We start from the raw sequence: 17758 nt of genomic DNA on the forward strand, positions 1-17758 counted from the left end.
TCGGCTTCCTTCGGCGCACTGTGCTGGCCATTCCTTCTGCAACAGAAAGTACTTGATGACTTACGACTTGAACGACAAGGTGGTGCTGATCACCGGCGCGGCGGGCGGCATCGGCGCCGCGACCGCACGCGAACTTTATGCCCTCGGTGCGAGTTTGGTGCTGACCGATATGCAGCAAACCGCTGTGGATAAACTTGCAAAAGAGTTCTCCCGATCTCGGGTGCTGCCTGTGGCGCTTGACGTCACCGACGCCGCAGCAACGAAGGCTGTCATCCAGAAGACGATCCAACGCTTCGGACGCCTAGATGTGGTTTTTGCCAACGCTGGCATTTCGTGGCGTAGTGGCGCCTCAACGATTGCCAGTTGCGATGAGGCCGAGTTCGAGAAAATCGTAGAAGTGGATTTGCTTGGCGTCTGGCGCACGATTCGCGCGGCGCTGCCCGAGATTATTCGCAACAAGGGCCAAGTCCTTGTCACGTCTTCCGCATACGCTTTTGTCAATGGCATGGCGAATGCACCTTATGCCGCATCGAAGGCAGGGGTAGAAATGCTCACACGCTGCTTGAGAACAGAGTTCGCATATACCGGCGCAACGGCCAGCGTCGTCTACCCCGGCTGGACGGCTACGGCCATCGCGAAGGTTGCCTTCGGCGGAAACGCAACCGTGACAAAAATGAATGAGGTTGGATTTCCAGGGTGGCTGCGTCGGACCATTCCCCCCGAGCAGGTAGCACGTGCGATCGCGAAAGGTGTGCAGTACCGCAGGCCTCGCATCTACGCGCCATGGCGGTGGGTTCCGTTCTCACTCTTCCGCGGTATCTTCGGTGTACTGACCGATGTCATGCTGAGTCGACACAGAGAAATGCAAGCCCTGATCCAGCAACTCGAGGCTGAATCACAGCGCTGAGAAAAAACAGGTCCTAGGTGGGCTGATGCACAAATCGGATGGCGTCGGCTCGACCATGCGATACGCGCTGAAGCGCATGGTTCCAGCTTCGACAAGGCACCGAATCGCCATTCATGCGTCAATGGCCCAGCGCAGTCGGGCGCAAACAGCCGGAGAGTGCCCATTGCGGCCCACGACGTTCAACGCTGCCGAGCACGCGCTTCAGGCGTGTTCGAAATGAGCTGCTCGTCAACGGTCAAATTTGAATCGCGCTGCGCCGCGATCGCATCGGTGCTGTGTCTGCGCCAGTGCGGCTTCGGCGGCTATCCGCCGGATGCTCTCACGATGCGATCACGCAGAGAGGTCAGGTGCTCCTTCATGGCCTGCCACGCGGCCTCTGAATTCTGATCGGCCACGGCCTGGAGCACCGCTTCGTGCTCCCGTTGGGTGACTTCCAACCCGTCCGCCGGCATGATTCGTAGATGCCATATCAGGTCCGAGCGCTCATGGAGCGGGCGTAGCATGTCTGAAAGGACCTTGTTGTTCGCAGCCTCGGCAACGACCCCGTGGAAGGCGCGATCAAGCACGCTGAATGCCTTGCGTTGGCTTTGGTCGATCAGTGACGCTGATTCCTTGAGCAGCCTGCGAAGTTCCGCGGCTTTCTCCGGCGTGATGCGTTGTGCGGCGAGCGCGACGATGTTCGGCTCGATTGCAAGACGCGCCTCCAGCAGGGTCAGAATGTCCTGCAGCGAATCCGAACCAATCACGAGTCCCTTGCGCGGGATGACTTCCACCAAACCGTCAGCCTGGAGACGGTGAATGGCCTGGTGCACGGGCATGCGCCCCAAGCCTGTGAGTTCGCACAGGTCCGCCTCGTTCAAGAAGAGCCCGGGCCTCACTTCCAGAGACAGGATGCTGCTTTTGATGCGTTCGTACGACCATCGTTCACTACCTCGGCGTGATGCCAGCCATCCTGCTGCAGCTCGCGCCAGGGGAGGCCGAGCGGAACCACTCGCTGTGCTTCGGTTTCGGGGCGGGCGTGCACCCGTCGCACCATCAGGCGTTTGAAGATCGCTTTTCCTTCCCCTTGGTTGAGTCGTGGTCCATGACGGAGGTCGGCGGCGCCGCGGCGGTGGTCGCCTCCGAGGAGCCGCGGCACGTCGGCAGCCGCTGCTTCGGGCGTCCACACGACAGCATGGAGTTCAAGCTGGTGGACGATGAAGGCCACTCGGTGCCACGCGGCCAGACCGGCGAGTTGCTCGTGCGCGCCGGCCATCCAAACCCGCGCGCCGGCTTCTTCTCTGGCTATGCCAATCAGCCGGAACTCACGGAGGCCGCATGGGCAGACGGCTGGTTTCACACTGGCGACATGGTGCGCGAAGGCGAGGACGGTTCGCTTCACTTCGTGGACCGGAGCAAGAGCATTGTCCGCCGCAGCGGCGAGAACATCGCCTCGCTCGAGGTGGAGAGCGTGCTGAACCAGATCCCTGCTGTGCGCGCAGTGGGCGTGGGCCCGTGGACGACGAACTGCGCGGCGAGGAGGTGATGGCGTGCATCGAGCTCGCCGACGGCGAGGCGGCGACGCTGGAGGCAGCGCAACGAATCTTCGAGGCGGCAGGCGAAAGCCTGACGTACTTCAAGCTACCGGGCTGTATCGCTTTCGTGCCGGCGTTGCCGCTGATCACATCCCAGAAGCTGCAGCGCGGCGAGCTGAAGGTACTGTCGCGGAAGCTCGTCGAGCAAGGCGTCGCCTTCGACCTGCGGCATCTGAAAAAAGCGCACTTTGACGCACTGAAGAGTGGCCGTGAAAGGTCTCCCAGGTCTGCACGAAGATGCGGTTGAGGCTTGCGTCCTTACCGTCTTGTGTTCAACGACTGATTTCTTTCGAGTCGCATGCTTGTAAAGGGACTCCGCCGCGCGTCATTTATCAGCCAACTACCGCTGTGCAGCGAGTGCCGTCAGCAATGGCTCATGAGCCGAACGACCGCTTGTCTCTGAAGCGGCCATTGGCGTTTCGCAGCCCAACGGCCGTAACGGGCCCATGAGAGACGTTGGGGTCGGCAGCTCGAACTTCTGCTTCGCTTCACTTAGCGGGCATCGAAGCTGACGCATTCGTCGGGCCGCGACCCTCCGTCGCCGACCCGAGTGACCGAACCAAGTGATTGAGCGGTAGTCGCTGCCCGCGGGAATGCGAGTCGCAATTCATAAGCTGCGCCTATAGAACGAGCTTCAACGAGTGCGGTTCTTCAGGTTGACGCGGCCCCGGGGCATCTGTGCCGCCCCGGCACAAATGGTGTGCCGTGCTTCTTCTTGTTGATGAGAGGGCGTCCGACGATGCTTGCATCACGGATCGACCCAATGACTGACCCGGTCCTCAAACCCCTTTTTCTTGGAGACAGGCATGCAACGCTACGCCACCTATGAGCATATCCGCGTCGAGGTCGCCGACAAGGTCGCCGTCGTCACCCTCAACCGCCCCGAAGCCCGTAACGCGATCAACCAGCGGTTCATTCATGAACTCAGGACCATCTGGGACGACCTTGCCGACGACAAGGCGGTCAATGCAGTGCTACTCACCGGAGCCGGCAAGTATTTCAGCGTCGGCGGCGACGTTAAGGCCATGGCCGTTCGTCCGGGAGGCGACGTGCTGGAAGAAGGCGAGGTCCACGATCCGATGATCAGCCGCCGACTCGTCAAACGGTTGCTCGAGCTCGACAAGCCTATCGTCTGCGCCATCAATGGCGATGCCATCGGATTGGCCGCTACGATCGCGCTTCTGTGCGACGTCACAGTCGCAGCCGAGGATGCACGCATCGGCGACACGCACGTGAGCCGCGTCGGCCTGGTGGCGGGCGATGGCGGGACGGTGATCTGGCCCTTGCTGGTTGGCGTCTCAAAGGCCAAGGAATTTCTGATGCGTGGCACCCTGCTCACCGGAGCGGAGGGTGAACGGATCGGCCTCGTCAATCATGCAGTGCCGCGCAGCGAAGTAGTCGCGAAGGCACGTGCTATCGCCCAGGAGCTCGCAAACGGTCCGACATGGGCCATCCGCTGGACCAAGCTGTCGATCAACACCATCGTCAAGGAGCGGGTCAACCTGCTGCTTGAGGCCTCGATGTCGCTGGAGCAGGTCACCTTTGGAACGGCAGACCACCGCGAGGCAACGCGCGCGTTCGCCGAAAAGCGCAAGCCATCGTTCACCGGCGGTTGATCATGGTCGCGACCACCGACGCAGTTTGCGTCCAGCGAAAACCTGTGCACCAGCCGGGTCTTGGATCGTCCGCATCGCCGCGCGACGCGCTGGCCGGCGTTCGCGTGCTCGATTTCACCATTGTGATGTCGGGCCCCATGTGCACCCGCGCGCTGGCGGACGTCGGTGCCGACGTGATCAAGATCGAGCCACCATCTGGCGACGTGGTTCGCCACCGACCGCCGCATCGCTCTGGCTTCAGCACCTACTATGCGTCGATGAACTGCGGCAAGCGCAGTGTGGTACTCGATCTACAGACGGCAGAAGGCAAGCGCATCGCCCGCGAGCTGGCGGAGGAAGCAGACATCGTGGTCGAGAACTTCCGTCCCGGCGTCATGCAAAGGCTCGGCCTCGATTATGAAACGCTATCGGTCACCAATCCGCGCCTGATCTACTGCTCCATTTCGGGGTTCGGCCAGAAGGGCCCGATGGCATCTGCGCCGGCCTACGCACCGGTGATCCATGCCGCCTCGGGCTACGAGCTTGCATACTCCGAGTACCAGCGCGGCGGCAAGCGGCCGGCCAACAACGGCATCTTCATTGCGGACGTCCTGGGTGCGGCGCACGCGGTTGGCGCGATCCAGCTCGCGTTGTACGACCGGGAACGCACCGGTCTCGGTCAGAACATCGATGTGGCTCTCATGGATTCGGTCATCGGGATGCTGGTCTACGAAATGCAGGCGGCTCAATTCCCGCCAGACCGTCCGCGCCAGGTTTATGAGCCTGTGCGCTCGCAGGATGGCTATGTGATGGTGGCCGCAGTGACGCCGAAGAACCTCGAGGTGCTGTTCGACGTGATCGGCTATCCGCAAGGCAAGACCGACCCGCGGTTCGCAACGGTGCGTTCAAAGGAAGAGAACTGGCCTGCGTTGCTGGAGATCATCGAAGCATGGACCTCGAAGCGCTCAGGTTTGGAGTGTGAGCAAGTGCTGATGCGCGCCGGGGTTCCGTGCTCGCGCTATCGCAGCGTGGCGGAGGCGATGGCAGACCCGCAGGTTGAGGCGCGCGGGCTCCTCTCAGAACTGGGGGAGGCCGACCAGCGCTTCAAGGTTGCCAATCTGCCCTACAGCTTGTCGAGAAGCTGTTCCACTGCGCGTCCACTGCTCGCGGGACTCGGAGAGCACACTGAAGAAGTCTTGCGTGAAGTGCTCGGCATCACAGCCGACGAGTGTGCTTCTTTGCGAGCCGAGCATGTTTTCGGCTCCGCAGGCTAGTCACGTCATCAACATATCGGAGACAAACCATGGATCGTCGCAACGCATTGCGCATGGCGTCAGCGGGCTTGCTAGGCAGCCTTGCGCTGCAGGCCTGGGCGCAGCCTCAGAAACCAGTGGTCAGAATCATCGTTCCTTATGCCGCTGGTGGCATCACCGACATGATGGCGCGCTCGCTCGCGCAATCGATGGCCAAGACACTGGACCGGACCGTCATTGTCGAAAATCATCCGGGCGCCGCTGGTCTGATTGGAACCCGGGCCGCGTTGGCGGCCCCCCCGAACGGCGACACGCTTATCTTTACGAATCCGGGGTACATCACGCTTCCGCTCACCAACAAGGACGCGAAGTACGACCCCGTCAAGGACTTCACGCCCATCGCCATGGTGGGACGCAGCCCGCTGTTCCTGATGGTCCACGAGAGTGTTCCTGCAAAGAATGCGGCCGAACTGATCGCCTACGCGAAGACGAAGCCAGAGGGCCTGGAGACGGCTAACGCCGGCACCGGCTCCAGCGGGCACATCACTGCTGCGATGTTCGCCAAGGCCGCCGGAATCAAGCTCGTGCATGTTCCCTACAAAGGCACGGCAGAAACGGCCAACGCGTTGATCGCGGGGCAAGTGAAGTTGCAGATCAATGCCACGACCGAAGCGCTGAATTCTCAGGCTCGTACCGGCCACATCAGGTTGCTGGCCGTCATGTCGGAAAAGCGCAGCCCGCTCGCACCGGATGTCCCGGCCATCAGCGAGACGATTCCCGGTTTTGCCATTGACACCTGGTTCGGCTTTCTGGCACCCGCGGGCACACCCGCAACCGCCGTGCAGAAGCTCAATCAGGCCTTGGCAGTGGCCCTGCGGGACCTCGACGTTCGCGAGCGCTTCAAGTCAGGCTTCATTGAGGTCCAGCATTCATCGCCAGACGAACTGGCCACGGCCATCGCACGATCGACTCAGTTCTGGCGCAAAGCCTTCGCTGAGATCGACGTCGGCACGCTGCGTTGATGTGGAGATCTACATGGACGCATCGACACTACCGAGCAACGAAGAACGGCAGATGCTGCGCGAGTCGCTGCGCGGCTTTCTGCAGGAACATTGGCCGGTGGCACTCGCGGTGGAGCGATCGGGCCAGCCGCAGCACGTTGCTGAGGTCTGGGGCAAGCTCGTGCAGCAGGGGCTCGCATCGCTTGGCTCTGACTTCGCGGAGGGCGGATTGCGCGAGATCGCCATCGTCATGGAGGAGCTGGGGCGAGCGGCCTGCCCAGCGCCGATGCTGGGCGCGGCGATCGCGAACCTCGGGCTGACGCGATTGGCGGGCAGCTCTTCGGCGGTCGCTGCTCTGCTTGCTGGTCTGCAGGCCGGCAAGGTGCGCTTGAGCATCAGTTTCGGGTCATTCGATCCCGATGGCGAGTCCGGCTCCGCCTCCTTGGACAGAGGCCGCGTGACCGGTACGCTGCGCTTTGTCGAAGGGGCGGACGGCGCAACGCACCTGCTGGTCGCCACGAACAATGGCCCTGGCTTCGCCATCATCGATTGCGCGGAGCCCGGCGTTGAAATTGTCGCCACACGAGCCATGGGGGCCACAGGTCTTTGCGAGATCCGTCTTCGGGCGGTCGCTGCAAACGCCCTCGAGCTGACGCACGAGCAGCTCGAAGACATGATGCTGGCCGCACGCATCGCTCTGCATTCCCGCGCCTATGGTGCGGCGCGACGGGCGTTTGAACTTGTCGTGGACTATGTGAAGGAACGCCAGCAGTTCGGCCAGCCGATCGGCCGCTTCCAGGCAATCCAGCACAAACTCGCCAACTGCCTGGTGAGTCTGGAAGGCGTGCGGCTGACACTCGGAAACGCTGCCGCGTACCATGATCGCGGCGACCTGCATTGGCGCTACTTCGGCAGCGCGGCCCTCGTGTTTGCCGGGACTGCGCTGCGTCAGGTGTCTCTAGAAACGCATCATGCATTCGGTGCGATCGGGTATGCGGAGGAACACGAAGCGCCCCGGCATTTCAAGCGGGTCCATCTGGACACCGTCGCGCTCGGAGGTGCTCCGCACGCGCAGCGAGAACTGGCTTCGCAGCTGCTGGACACCTTCGGCGGATCGTTGCCGCAATACGACCTCGGGGAGGCGGGCAACGCGTTTCGCGCCGAAGTGCGGGATTGGCTGCGAACCCATTGGTCGGGTGAACGCAAGGCGGCGTTTGATCGCCTGCCCCATGAAAGGCGCGAGTTCGACGCTTCGTTCGCCAAGGACCTCGGCGCAACGGGTTGGCTAGGTCTGAGCTGGCCGCGCGAGCACGGCGGGCAGGCCCGAAAGCCGCTGGAGCAACTCGCCTTTGTCGAGGAAATGGAGCGTGCAGAGGCACCGCGGGCGGGAGCCGCGATCCAGGCCAACGCCATCATGCTTTTCGGCACCCCCGAACAGCAGAAGAAGTACCTGCCGGAAATGCTGCGCGGCGAAGTCATGCATGGCATGGGCTACAGCGAGCCGAACGCGGGCTCCGACCTGGCGGCCTTGCGCACCAGCGCGACGCGCGACGGCGACACCTGGGTCATCAACGGCCAGAAGATCTGGACGACGACCTGGTGGGGCAAGTACATGTTTCTTGCCGCGCGAACCGATCGGGATGCCAAGCCCAGCCATGCCGGCATCAGCATGTTCATCGTGCCCATGGATACGCCCGGTATCTCGATCAAGCCGGCCAAGACCATGTACGACGGCAGCTTCGCCAACATCTTCTACGACAACGTGCGGCTCCCCGCCGATGCACTGGTCGGCGAGGTGAACGGCGGCTGGAAAGTGCTGACGAGCGCCTTGGCGACCGAGCGCGGGCTCATCGGTGGCGGGATCGTGATGAAGGTCGCGCACGGGTTCGAGATGCTCTGCGGGTACATCCGTGAAACAGATCTGGCCGGCAAGCCGCGAGCCCAGGATCCCGTGGTGCGCAACCGCCTCGCGACCCTTGCCGCAGAGATCGAAGTCGGACGCCAATTGATGTTCCACTGCGCCGAACTGGCGGTCGACGGCATCACGCCACCGGAGTACGGAGCGATCAGCAAGGTGTTCTCGGGTGAATTGATGGAACGCTTCGGCGAGGTCGCGCTGGACATTGTGGGCTTGCGCGCCGCGCTGTCGGAAGGCATGCCGGGAGCACTGGAGAACGGAAAGTTCGAGCAGGGCCTGCGTCACTCGCTGATGTGGGTGATCAGCATCGGCACCAATGAGATCCAGCGCAGCCTGGTCGCGCAGCGAGGTCTCGGTTTGCCACGCTGAGGTCGTTCGGGTGCGATCATTGGCCTGCGTCTACGACGGAGAGGGCCAGCCCATGAATGATCGTATTCGAGAACTTGACGTGTTCCTGAGGGTGACTGAGGAGAGCAGTTTTTCCGCGGCTGCTCGCAGTCTGGACTGCGATCCCTCGACCGTGAGCAAGGTGATCCAGCGGCTGGAGAACCGGCTTCGCGTGCGGCTCTTCCACCGGACTTCACGGGTTCTGAAGCTCACGCGCGAAGGAGAACGTTTCCTGGACGGGGCGCATCGTGTTGTCGATGCATTGGAAGAAGCGGAGAACGCGGTCGGACAGTCGCGTTCGGAAGCCACGGGCGTTTTGCGGATCAACTGTCCATTGCTACTTGCCCAATACCAACTCTCCCCGTTGATCCCCGATTTTCTTGCCAGGTATTGCAGCATGCGTGTGGAGTTCGTCCTCACCACGGCGCCACTGGACATGTTCGAGAATCAGATCGACCTCTCGTTCCAGAGTGGCGCAATTCCGGATTCGTCGCTGGTGGCCAAGCGAATCGCGACGACGCGCTGGATAGTGTGTGCTTCACCGGCCTACCTCGCGGCTGCTGGCACTCCTGAATCGCCGGAGGAACTTGCCAATCACAACTGCCTGAACTTTCTAGGAGGATCCGCCTTCCGTAGCACATGGCCCTTGAAGTATGGTGCTCAGACGCGCGCCATAGATGTGAAAGGCAATCTTGGTAGCAACTCAGCGGAGCTGCTTCGCTCCTTCGCTATCGCGGGCTTGGGCGTCGTCCGGCTCTCGGAAATGCACGTCGGCCCCGACATCAAGGAGGGTCGACTGGTTGCGCTGCTGAGGCCGTTCGACGCGGATGCCGAAGAACCGCTGTTCGTTGTCTATCCGAGCAAACGCAACCTCAGCTTACGGGTTCGAATCTTTCTGGAGTTCCTGGATGAAAGGGCGACGAGCATTTGGGGCGCTGGCAACTAAAAGCGGGGCGCAGAAGGTTGAGGACCAACTAATAGCCGGTCCAGAGGCGGACGTTCGCGTCGGAAGCTGCGGTGATCCTCGGCGGACGGCCGGTTTGATCGCAAGCAGTCGTTCACGGGCGAGCCTGGGATGTCGGCTCGTGGCCGCATGCGGCTGGCCGCAGCCTAGCTCCAGGCCGGATTCAAAAGATCGATGCCTGCGCCTTTGCACTTTATCCAGGGGCCGTCTGGGTGACCTTCACCATCCCATAGGAGCAGCGCGGCGCGGGCGACCGCATCGTGCTCGTAGCAATACCGGCGCTGGTAGCCGGAGGCATCAAGGCCAACGACCACAGCTGTGGTGAAGTTGAATCGCTTGATGCCGCAGACTTCGCGGCCAAGGGTTCGCAGGTCGGAATAGCCGGCTGCGAGCAGCATCGAGGTCAGGTCCGGACTGGTTCTGCTCAGGGTCGCACGGGCATGCATCTTCCAAGAATACACGGCTCTCGAACCTGATCGGAGAGTCGATCGCGACGTCCTCTTGTGGCCCGACTGCCGAAATTCAGCATTCTGCCGGCGACTCCGCTCACGCTGCAAAGATGTCGAGGATGCGTCATTGGAGTCGAAGACGCCGCAAAGAGGGAAGATGCGGTCCTGTAACCACTGAGCCGTGTCGGCTGCATCGCCTCGCACGGCCATCTCCTTCCCATGCATGAGCGCAGGTAGCTAATATTGGCGCTGGCCATTTTCCGAACTTTCGCCGCCCCGGATGACCGCGCGAGCTTGCTCCAGAACGGGAAGCACAGGGCAGGGCGCCTGTGCCGAGTGGAGGAACATGTCGACACCGTTGATCTCCGTCATTACAGCACACGCGGGCAACCCGTTGCTCAAGCGCTGCGTAGAGTCGGTGCGCGACCAGACTTACACGAACATTCAGCACTTGGTCGTATCTGATGGTCCAGCCACGTGGGGCCATGCCCGCGCAGTGCTGGATGCAGTCGGGAACCACCATGTCAGCTTGATTCCGCTGCCGTATTCCATCGGCAAGGATCGCTGGAACGGGCATCGAATCTACGGTGCCTGCACCTACATCGCCGATGGCGACTACCTGGTTTTCCTAGATGACGACAACTTCATAGAGCCCGAGCATGTGCAGCAATGCCTCAAGATCTGCACCGAAGGCAATGTCTGGTCCTACGCGTTGCGCAATATCGTCGACAGCGAGCATCGCTTCCTGTGCCGCGACGATTGTGAGAGCCTCGGCAAATGGCCTAGCGTGCTGCATCCCGAGGACTTTTTTGTCGACGTCAATTGCTACTTCCTGCCCAAGCTGCTAGCGGTGCAGATCTCTCCGCTCTGGTATCGCAAGGCCCGTGAACCAGGGCAGCCCGAGGTCGACCGGGCGATCGCGCATGCGCTGCGGCAGCTCGCGCCGAACCACGACTGTACCTACGCCTACTCGGTGAACTACTTGGCCGGCAACACACCGTTATCAGTTCAGCCGGAGTTCTTCACGCGGGGGAAACGCGGAGATGCTGCGGCGCTTCGACGGCCGACTTCCCTGGGCACGCTGAGCAGATCAGAACTCAAAGGAGGGTCGAGCTCTCGGCAAGAGCGAGCCAAGTCCGCAATGGCGAATCGCGGCAATCAAATCCGAACGCGCAAGCCAGAACGGAATGCAGCAAGGCGGAGGCTGACCCGGCGACCAGGTCGTTCTTAGGCAGGTCCGGATCCTACTGGCCCGATTGTCCGCGGGCATCACTACGCACACTTGGGCGCGCAGACAAGATGGTTCTTACCCAGAACGCGCCGTGATGTCATCGTCGTGCGAAAAGCGAACCTGCCGCACTTGAAGCACGACATCATGGATTCGGCGCGGGGCGTGGTGATGATCGAGCCTGGCGCCTTCTTCACATAGCGCAGCCCTCTTGAGTGAGTTGGGTGGTGGTGCGTTGGAGACACTGTATTTTACCCGGACGCAATTTCACGCAGACCAGGCTGAAGTCGGGCCGAGGACAATGCAAGCATGAGTTTCAGGACAACCTTGTTTCAGGCACTCCAGGCCGCTGACAGCATCTTGTGCAACGGTCAACGGGTCACATCCAAAATGCTGGACTCCGGCCCGGACGTGCTGCTCAAGCCCTATGTCGATCTGGCCGACGGCGCGACCCTGTACATCCAGGACGAAGAGATCCTCGTCGACGAGGCCGGCCGGGCCTACACCAGGACGATGGAGGGCAGGGACGAGCCGCAAGTCTGGAGCTTCCTGGTGGTACGCCCAATGAGCGAGGCCGATGTCCGAACGGTCGAAGCTCCACCCCTGAAGGTTCATGAGGTGGTCGACCGTCTCATGAAAATCGAGCGCCAGCGACGGCGCAGAGCGGCCTGACTTCAAGGCATCCAGTTGCCAATGCGTAGCAAGCGCCAAGCGGCGGCATCGTTTCTGAAACGCAACTGCGAGAGCCCTTCCCATCCGGGGAAGTCACGTTCCGAGCCGCCGATCGGAGTGACCAGTTCTGCGCTGCCGGTCTGGTCCTGGTCTGGTCCCATTTCGTTCCCTGAGTCCCTGAGTCTGATTCGTCTACGGCTGAGCCGGACCTGAGGACCTGATCAGGCTCGGCGATGAGCATGCCAGCCTCAGCTCGGATCGAGTCGGTAAGGGGCTGCGTACGGACAAGTCGGCGAAGGCGGCCACGCGGGAGAAGCCTGCCGCAGGCAGATAGGCTGGGCCGCCCAGCATGTCCATAACTCCGCTTCAGGATCGAGATGGGCCGCCTGCGGCACGTCGAGCGCCATAGGGTATCGCGATCTGCCCGAACACGAACTGCAACTTAGCGCCAGCGCGGCAAGCTCGGAGCCTCACAGTGGAGCGCTCCTGCGAACGGGGATCAATGAGCTGCCGCAAGATTGCCGGACCCCCTGCGTCGGAACACCAAATCCAGGGTGCCGAGATACGCGCGTTGAGACGCCCAGTAGCTCGAGCCGATACCGCACAACTCTGATGATGGCAGGCTAGCACGACCCTCATACATTGGACTGCATGACCTCTCCCACCTCCTCCGCTACCACAGCACAGGCCTTTCGGCGCTCCGGCGGTGTTGCCGAAAAAGTCCGTCATCATCGCGGCACACGACGCCTTTCTGACTCCCTCGAGCTACTGCTGGTGGTCGGGTTCCGCTTGCTCGCTGCAGCGGCGCTGCATGGCGGCAGCGGGCGGGGTGCGGTGAGCAAAGCGGCGGCGCTGGACGATCTGGACGAAGTCGACTTGGCCCCTGCACTCATAGTGAAGGCGGCGCAACCGGCACCCGGGGACTGGCTCTTCCCAAGCTTCTTCCTGTGCATGGCGGTGGCCGTATTGCCGCTGCTGGGCCTTCGCTGGACCACTCCGGAGGGATTGACGACATGGCGCGTCTTTGTAGACGCCCTGGTGTTCTCGCTTCCCGTCATCTTCCCGCTGCCCTTCCTCTTCGCGGGATGCATCTTCACCCTAGCCGCCCGCCCCGCATCCCGCACGTCCGAGGCCCTTGGTTTCCTGGTTATGGCCCTGGTCATGGCCTTCGCCGGACTGCACTCGGTGTGCGCGTAGGCCGCGGCGCGAAGGTGGCGAATCAGCTGGGACAGGACCTTCTCATGCACCTGCCGAGGTATTCGCAGGCGCAGCGATCTGCATTCGGCGCTGACAGCGCATCAGGAAACTATGAGGTCCGCGGAGCGCCAGCTTGCAGTCGTCCGTGCTCCCAACTTGGGAGAGCGCCTACTGCATAGCTGAGGTAATCGCTCACGCTTGCCGCCAGGCGATCGCCTGTCGAGCTGCGTTGTAGCGTTGCGAATCCTGCCTTCGACGTTCGAAATTGACTCCAGGTGAATTCATGATCGGCTGATGGTCAATGCGCGATCGGGAGCGTACCCAATCACTTGGTTGCCCGCTTCGAGAACAGTCCATCGCTGGAGTGGCGGCGGATCTCATCGTCCGAACGGTATCCCTGACAACGAACCTCCGCGCTCAACTCATACGCCATCGAACCTGAGCCTTTCCTTGAGATAGGAAATGAATGCCTGCACCTTCGGGGACGGCATCCGCTCTCGTGAAGAAAGCGCATTGAGCTCCTGCGGCGGTCCGATCCACTCTGGCAGAACGCGTACCAAGCGACGCGCCTTGACGTCCATCGCCATGCTCTGTTCCATGGCCAGCGAAATTCCTTCCCCTTGGCGCAAGGCGTCATAGAGCAGAGCCGGATCGCTCGCCACAACGACCGGGTCGATCAAGTAGCCGCGAGGCTTCCCGCTACCCCTGCGCAGCGGCCACACGTAGCCGACATCGCGGCGCGCCTGGTGCAGCGCCAGTGTCGGATGGTCGCGCAGGGCTTCGGGCGTTTCGGGTGCTCCCGCGTGCCGAAGGTATGCAGGACTTGCAAACATGCCGGAAGGGAAGCTCGCGAGTCGCCGTGCCACGAGGCTGGAGTCCGGCAACTCGCCGAGACGCAATGCAATGTCGATCTCGGCGTCGACGAGGTCGAGTGTCGCGTGCGAGGCCACGATCTCCAGCCTCACGTCGGGGTAGATTGCCCGGAAACCGGGGAGCAACGGGGCGAACCAGCTCACGCCGAACGAGTAAGGCATGGTCACGCGCAGCCACCCGCGCGGGCCGTCGCGCAGTTGCTGCACGGCGCCCTCGGCGGCTTCGAGCGTGCTGGCGATGGATCGACATTGCTCGAAATAGATCGCCCCCGCTTCAGTCAGGCTCAGCTTGCGCGTCGTGCGCCGGAGCAACTGCGCGCCCATGTACTTCTCCAGCTCGTAGACGCGTCGACTGACCGTGGTCTTGGGAATCTGCAGGGCGCGGGCCGCGGCGGTGAAGCTGCCTTCCTGTACGACGCGGACAAACACGAGTGTGTCGTTCATATCCCTTGCCATGATCAACGTCCCTTCGACGGTTGCGCGACCGGCATTGTCCCATCCATGGTCTAGCTCTTGCCGCTGCAATGGGCTAATCAAGGCGGCCTAGTTTCCCTATCTTTGGTGTTCCACCTTCTGGAGAAACACATGAACCTGAGCGAATACACGACCTACGACGCCGTCGGCCTGGGACAGCTCGTCGCCGCCGGCGAGATCCGCCCGGCAGAACTTGCTGCGCTCGCAAGGGCCGCGGCGGATGCCGTGAACCCCCGAATCAATGCCGTGGTCGAGCACTGGGCGCCTGAAGAATCGGACTTGGCTACGCCGGCGACCGGCAGCCCGCTCGCGGGCGTGCCGTTCCTGATCAAGGATCTCGCCATCCAGATGGCCGGCAGGAAGAACGAGCTCGGCAGCCGGCTGGCCAAGGGCGTGGTCGCATCGGGCGACTCGAGTCTGATGCGCCATTTCAAGACGGCCGGCCTGGTCACCATCGGCCGCACGACCACCCCCGAAATGGCCTTCAGCACGGAAACGGAGTCCGCATTGCAAGGGGCGACTGGCAACCCCTGGGACACCCGCCTCAGCGCGGGCGGCTCCAGCGGTGGCTCCGGCGCAGCCGTCGCGGCGGGCGTGGTACCGATGGCGCATGCAACGGATGCAGCAGGCTCGATCCGCGTGCCCGCTGCCTACAACGGCTTGTTCGGTCTCAAGCCCACCAGGGGTCGCACGTCCAACGGCCCGGCCCTCGACGAAGTGTTCGCGGGCCTCGGCGTGCAGCTCGGCGTCAGTCGCACGGTTCGCGACAGCGCCGTCTTGTTGGACGCAGTGCAGGGCTATTCGGCCGGCGACCCCTACTACACCGCGCCGCCCAGGGCCAGCTTCCTGTCCGAGGTGGGGCGCGACCCAGGCAAGCTGCGCATCGGGCTGATGGTCCACGCGTGGAACGGCGAGCCGACATCGGAGCCCATCGCGCAGGCCACGCGCGACGCGGCGCGGCACCTCCAGTCGCTCGGCCATCACGTCGAAGAGTGCACGCCGGAACTTGGCGTGTCGTGGGAGGCCTTCGTCCATGCCAACGCGCAGATCTGGTGCGCCACGCTGGTTCGCTGGATCGACGGACTCGCGGCCGCAACGGGGCGCCCCATCGATGCGACGACCCTCGAGCCCTCCACGCTCGCGAACTATCGCTATGGCCGAAGCGCGAGCGCCGTCGACTTCGCCGCTGCGCTCGAAGTGCGCAACAGCGTCGCGCGCGCCGTCGGTGAATGGTTCGCAAAGATGGATATGTTGATGACGCCCACGCTCCCGCAGCTGCCGGGGCTGCTTGCGACCTACAGCGAGGGCGCCGATCGCATGAGCGGGCTGGAGTGGACGGCACGCGTGTTCCGGCATGCCTCGTTCACGCCGCCGGCCAATGTGGCGGGAACACCGGCGATGTCGGTGCCGCTCGCGGTGGCACCGGGCGAAGGCTTGCCCATCGGCATCCAGTTCGCCGCCGGCTTCGCGCGCGAAGACCTGCTGCTGCGCGTGGCCGGGCAGCTCGAGCAGTCGATGCCCTGGGCTGGCCGGCGGCCGGCGGTTTGGGCTGGCCGGCCTCAGGCCGAAGGGTCGCTGGAGCTCAAGGCCAAGTCTCCACGGAAATGAACCGAGGGGGCGCTTCAGAGCGCCGTGCGAACAACGATGCGGCCTCTGATCTTGCCCGCCATCAGTGCATGGGCGCTATCGATGGCCTCCGGCAGCGTGATCTCGCGCGTGATGGTCTCGAGCAGCGACGCGTCGAGATCCCGCGCGAGCCGTGTCCACGCTTCGTTGCGCAGTGCGAGCGGCGCCATCACGCTGTCCACGCCAAGCAGTGCGACACCGCGCAGGATGAATGGCATCACTGTGGCGGGCAGGTCCGCCCCCTGCGCAAGGCCACAGGCCGCGACGGCGCCGCCGTAGCGCGTCTGCGCGCAGGCGTTGGCCAGCGTATGGCTACCCACCGCATCGACGACCGCGCGCCAGCGCTCCTTCTGCAAAGGCTTGCCCGGGGCCGAGAGTTCGGCGCGGTCCATCACCACCGTCGCCCCCAGCGCCTTCAGGTACGGCGCCTCTGCGCTCTTTCCCGTCGTTGCAACGACTCGGTGGCCGAGCTTCGACAACAAGGCGACCGCCACCGAGCCGACGCCGCCGGTCGCGCCGGTCACCAGCACCTCGCCCTGTTCCGGCTCGAGTCCGTGGCGCTCGAGCGCCATCACGCAGAGCATCGCTGTATAGCCCGCTGTCCCGATTGCCATGGCCTGCCGGGTCGTGAAGGTCTCCGGCAGGCGTACCAGCCAATCTCCGCTGAGGCGCGCGCGCTGCGCCAGACAGCCCTTGTACTTCTCGCCGACGCCGAAACCGTTGAGCACCACGCGGTCGCCCGGCCGCCAGGCCGGGTGGCTGCTTTCCCGCACGGTGCCTGCGCCGTCGACTCCGGCCACCATGGGCCACTCCCGGACCACGGGCGACCGGTTGGTGATGGCCAGAGCGTCCTTGTAGTTGAGGGTGGAGTAGTCGACATCGATCGTGACGTCGCCGGGAGGAAGAAATCCATCGTCGACCTCGCGAATTGCCGCGGCGAACTCGGGTGACTTGTCCAGCACCAGTGCCTTGAACATGCTTGCTCCTCAGATGTGAATCAATTGGTCGAAGTCCTCGACGACGAGCACCAGTGGTGCGGCAGAGCGCGCAAGGCGAGCGCGCAGAACGGCGCCTTCCCAGGCGGCCCAGAAACTTCGCGACAGCCGGTCCGCGTCGAAATTGGCGCGCACCTCGCCTTCGGCCTGCGCCATGCGGATCGAAGCAGCCAGCTGAGTCTCCCATTCCCGAATGGAAGCATCCAGTCGCCTGCGGAAACCGTCATGGAGGCCGGCGACCTCTTGTCCCAGCGTGCCGACCAGACAGCCACGGCGCCATCGGAATCGACGCATACCGACCGTGGATTCCGAGAGAAACGCCGCGAGCTTGTGAGTGAAGCTCGGATTGACACCATTGGGCCGAGCGCCGAAGCATCTCTCCAGGCGCCTGAGAAAGTAGGCCTGATACGTCTCGAGCAGTGCGAAGCCGAAGTCGTCCTTGCTGCCGAAGTAGTGATAAAACGACCCTTTGGGAACCCCGACGGTGGTCAGCACCTTGTCGACGCTGGTGCCTGCCCATCCGCTCTCCAGCACCGACTCCAGCCCGGCCCGGATCAGGCGCTCCCGGGTGTTCGCGCGTACACCACGTCTTTGCACATGTGAACGGGGCGTGTCAGTACTTTCCATGACGAGTGGACATATTGTC

Annotated in this window: 17 protein-coding genes; 12 read left to right on the top strand and 5 right to left on the bottom strand. The window is 63.1% G+C overall.

Annotated elements, in window-relative coordinates:
- The first annotated feature begins 55 nt into the window (after positions 1–55).
- Positions 56–907 (top strand): SDR family NAD(P)-dependent oxidoreductase, encoded by an 852-nt coding sequence (locus AC3A6Y_RS24325; RefSeq protein WP_487870809.1) that lies wholly within the window; start codon positions 56–58, stop codon positions 905–907.
- A gap of 302 nt (positions 908–1209) precedes the next feature.
- Here the strand turns inward: AC3A6Y_RS24325 and AC3A6Y_RS24330 are convergent, their stop codons facing one another.
- Complete coding sequence (locus tag AC3A6Y_RS24330; protein WP_487870895.1) at positions 1210–1878, bottom strand: GntR family transcriptional regulator; 669 nt, start codon at positions 1876–1878, stop codon at positions 1210–1212.
- Between AC3A6Y_RS24330 and AC3A6Y_RS24335 the strand changes: the two genes are divergently transcribed.
- The 7 genes from AC3A6Y_RS24335 to AC3A6Y_RS24365 all read left to right on the top strand — a co-directional run bounded on the left by AC3A6Y_RS24335 (position 1845) and on the right by AC3A6Y_RS24365 (position 9581).
- A complete protein-coding gene (locus AC3A6Y_RS24335) occupies positions 1845–2432 on the top strand; it encodes an AMP-binding protein (protein ID WP_487870810.1) in 588 nt (195 codons plus the stop codon). The genes AC3A6Y_RS24330 and AC3A6Y_RS24335 overlap by 34 nt on opposite strands.
- Positions 2402–2728: a hypothetical protein gene (locus tag AC3A6Y_RS24340; RefSeq protein WP_487870811.1), complete on the top strand. Its 327-nt coding sequence runs from the start codon at positions 2402–2404 to the stop codon at positions 2726–2728. Before AC3A6Y_RS24335 ends, AC3A6Y_RS24340 begins: the two co-directional genes overlap by 31 nt.
- Positions 2729–3287: 559 nt before the next feature.
- Positions 3288–4097: an enoyl-CoA hydratase/isomerase family protein gene (locus AC3A6Y_RS24345; RefSeq protein WP_487870812.1), complete on the top strand. Its 810-nt coding sequence runs from the start codon at positions 3288–3290 to the stop codon at positions 4095–4097.
- 2 nt (positions 4098–4099) lie between these two features.
- On the top strand, positions 4100–5350 hold the full coding sequence (locus AC3A6Y_RS24350; protein ID WP_487870813.1) for a CaiB/BaiF CoA transferase family protein: 1251 nt from the start codon (positions 4100–4102) through the stop codon (positions 5348–5350).
- Between the two features lie 29 nt (positions 5351–5379).
- The gene (locus tag AC3A6Y_RS24355) at positions 5380–6351 is read left to right on the top strand and encodes a Bug family tripartite tricarboxylate transporter substrate binding protein (RefSeq protein ID WP_487870814.1); all 972 of its coding nucleotides are present in this window, start codon (positions 5380–5382) and stop codon (positions 6349–6351) included.
- Between the two features lie 13 nt (positions 6352–6364).
- Complete coding sequence (locus tag AC3A6Y_RS24360; protein WP_487870815.1) at positions 6365–8617, top strand: acyl-CoA dehydrogenase family protein; 2253 nt, start codon at positions 6365–6367, stop codon at positions 8615–8617.
- 52 nt (positions 8618–8669) lie between these two features.
- Positions 8670–9581, top strand: coding sequence for a LysR family transcriptional regulator (locus AC3A6Y_RS24365; RefSeq protein ID WP_487870816.1), 912 nt, complete (start codon positions 8670–8672; stop codon positions 9579–9581).
- Between the two features lie 164 nt (positions 9582–9745).
- Here AC3A6Y_RS24365 and AC3A6Y_RS24370 read toward each other — a convergent pair whose 3' ends face one another.
- Positions 9746–9997, bottom strand: coding sequence for a hypothetical protein (locus AC3A6Y_RS24370; protein WP_487870817.1), 252 nt, complete (start codon positions 9995–9997; stop codon positions 9746–9748).
- A gap of 397 nt (positions 9998–10394) precedes the next feature.
- Here AC3A6Y_RS24370 and AC3A6Y_RS24375 point away from each other — a divergent pair, with 397 nt between their 5' ends.
- From AC3A6Y_RS24375 to AC3A6Y_RS24385, 3 genes are all read left to right on the top strand, one after another.
- Positions 10395–11279, top strand: a complete 885-nt coding sequence (locus tag AC3A6Y_RS24375) for a glycosyltransferase family A protein (protein ID WP_487870818.1) — start codon at positions 10395–10397, stop codon at positions 11277–11279.
- 306 nt (positions 11280–11585) lie between these two features.
- Positions 11586–11948 carry a hypothetical protein gene (locus tag AC3A6Y_RS24380; RefSeq protein ID WP_487870819.1) on the top strand — a complete coding sequence of 121 codons (363 nt, stop codon included), beginning with the start codon at positions 11586–11588 and terminating at the stop codon, positions 11946–11948.
- Positions 11949–12599: 651 nt separating this feature from the next.
- The gene (locus AC3A6Y_RS24385) at positions 12600–13145 is read left to right on the top strand and encodes a hypothetical protein (RefSeq protein ID WP_487870820.1); all 546 of its coding nucleotides are present in this window, start codon (positions 12600–12602) and stop codon (positions 13143–13145) included.
- A gap of 422 nt (positions 13146–13567) precedes the next feature.
- Here AC3A6Y_RS24385 and AC3A6Y_RS24390 read toward each other — a convergent pair whose 3' ends face one another.
- Positions 13568–14461, bottom strand: coding sequence for a LysR family transcriptional regulator (locus tag AC3A6Y_RS24390; RefSeq protein WP_487870821.1), 894 nt, complete (start codon positions 14459–14461; stop codon positions 13568–13570).
- A gap of 141 nt (positions 14462–14602) precedes the next feature.
- On the opposite strand from AC3A6Y_RS24390, the gene AC3A6Y_RS24395 reads away from it, so the two are divergent.
- On the top strand, positions 14603–16099 hold the full coding sequence (locus AC3A6Y_RS24395; protein ID WP_487870822.1) for an amidase: 1497 nt from the start codon (positions 14603–14605) through the stop codon (positions 16097–16099).
- Between the two features lie 14 nt (positions 16100–16113).
- On the opposite strand, the gene acuI is transcribed toward AC3A6Y_RS24395, so the two are convergent.
- Both acuI and AC3A6Y_RS24405 read right to left on the bottom strand, forming a co-directional pair.
- Complete coding sequence (acuI, locus tag AC3A6Y_RS24400) at positions 16114–17094, bottom strand: acrylyl-CoA reductase (NADPH) (protein ID WP_487870823.1); 981 nt, start codon at positions 17092–17094, stop codon at positions 16114–16116.
- Positions 17095–17103: 9 nt separating this feature from the next.
- Complete coding sequence (locus AC3A6Y_RS24405; protein WP_487870824.1) at positions 17104–17739, bottom strand: TetR/AcrR family transcriptional regulator; 636 nt, start codon at positions 17737–17739, stop codon at positions 17104–17106.
- Positions 17740–17758 lie beyond the last annotated feature (19 nt).

It is taken from the genome of Variovorax sp. Soil_C_17, assembly GCF_057657265.1.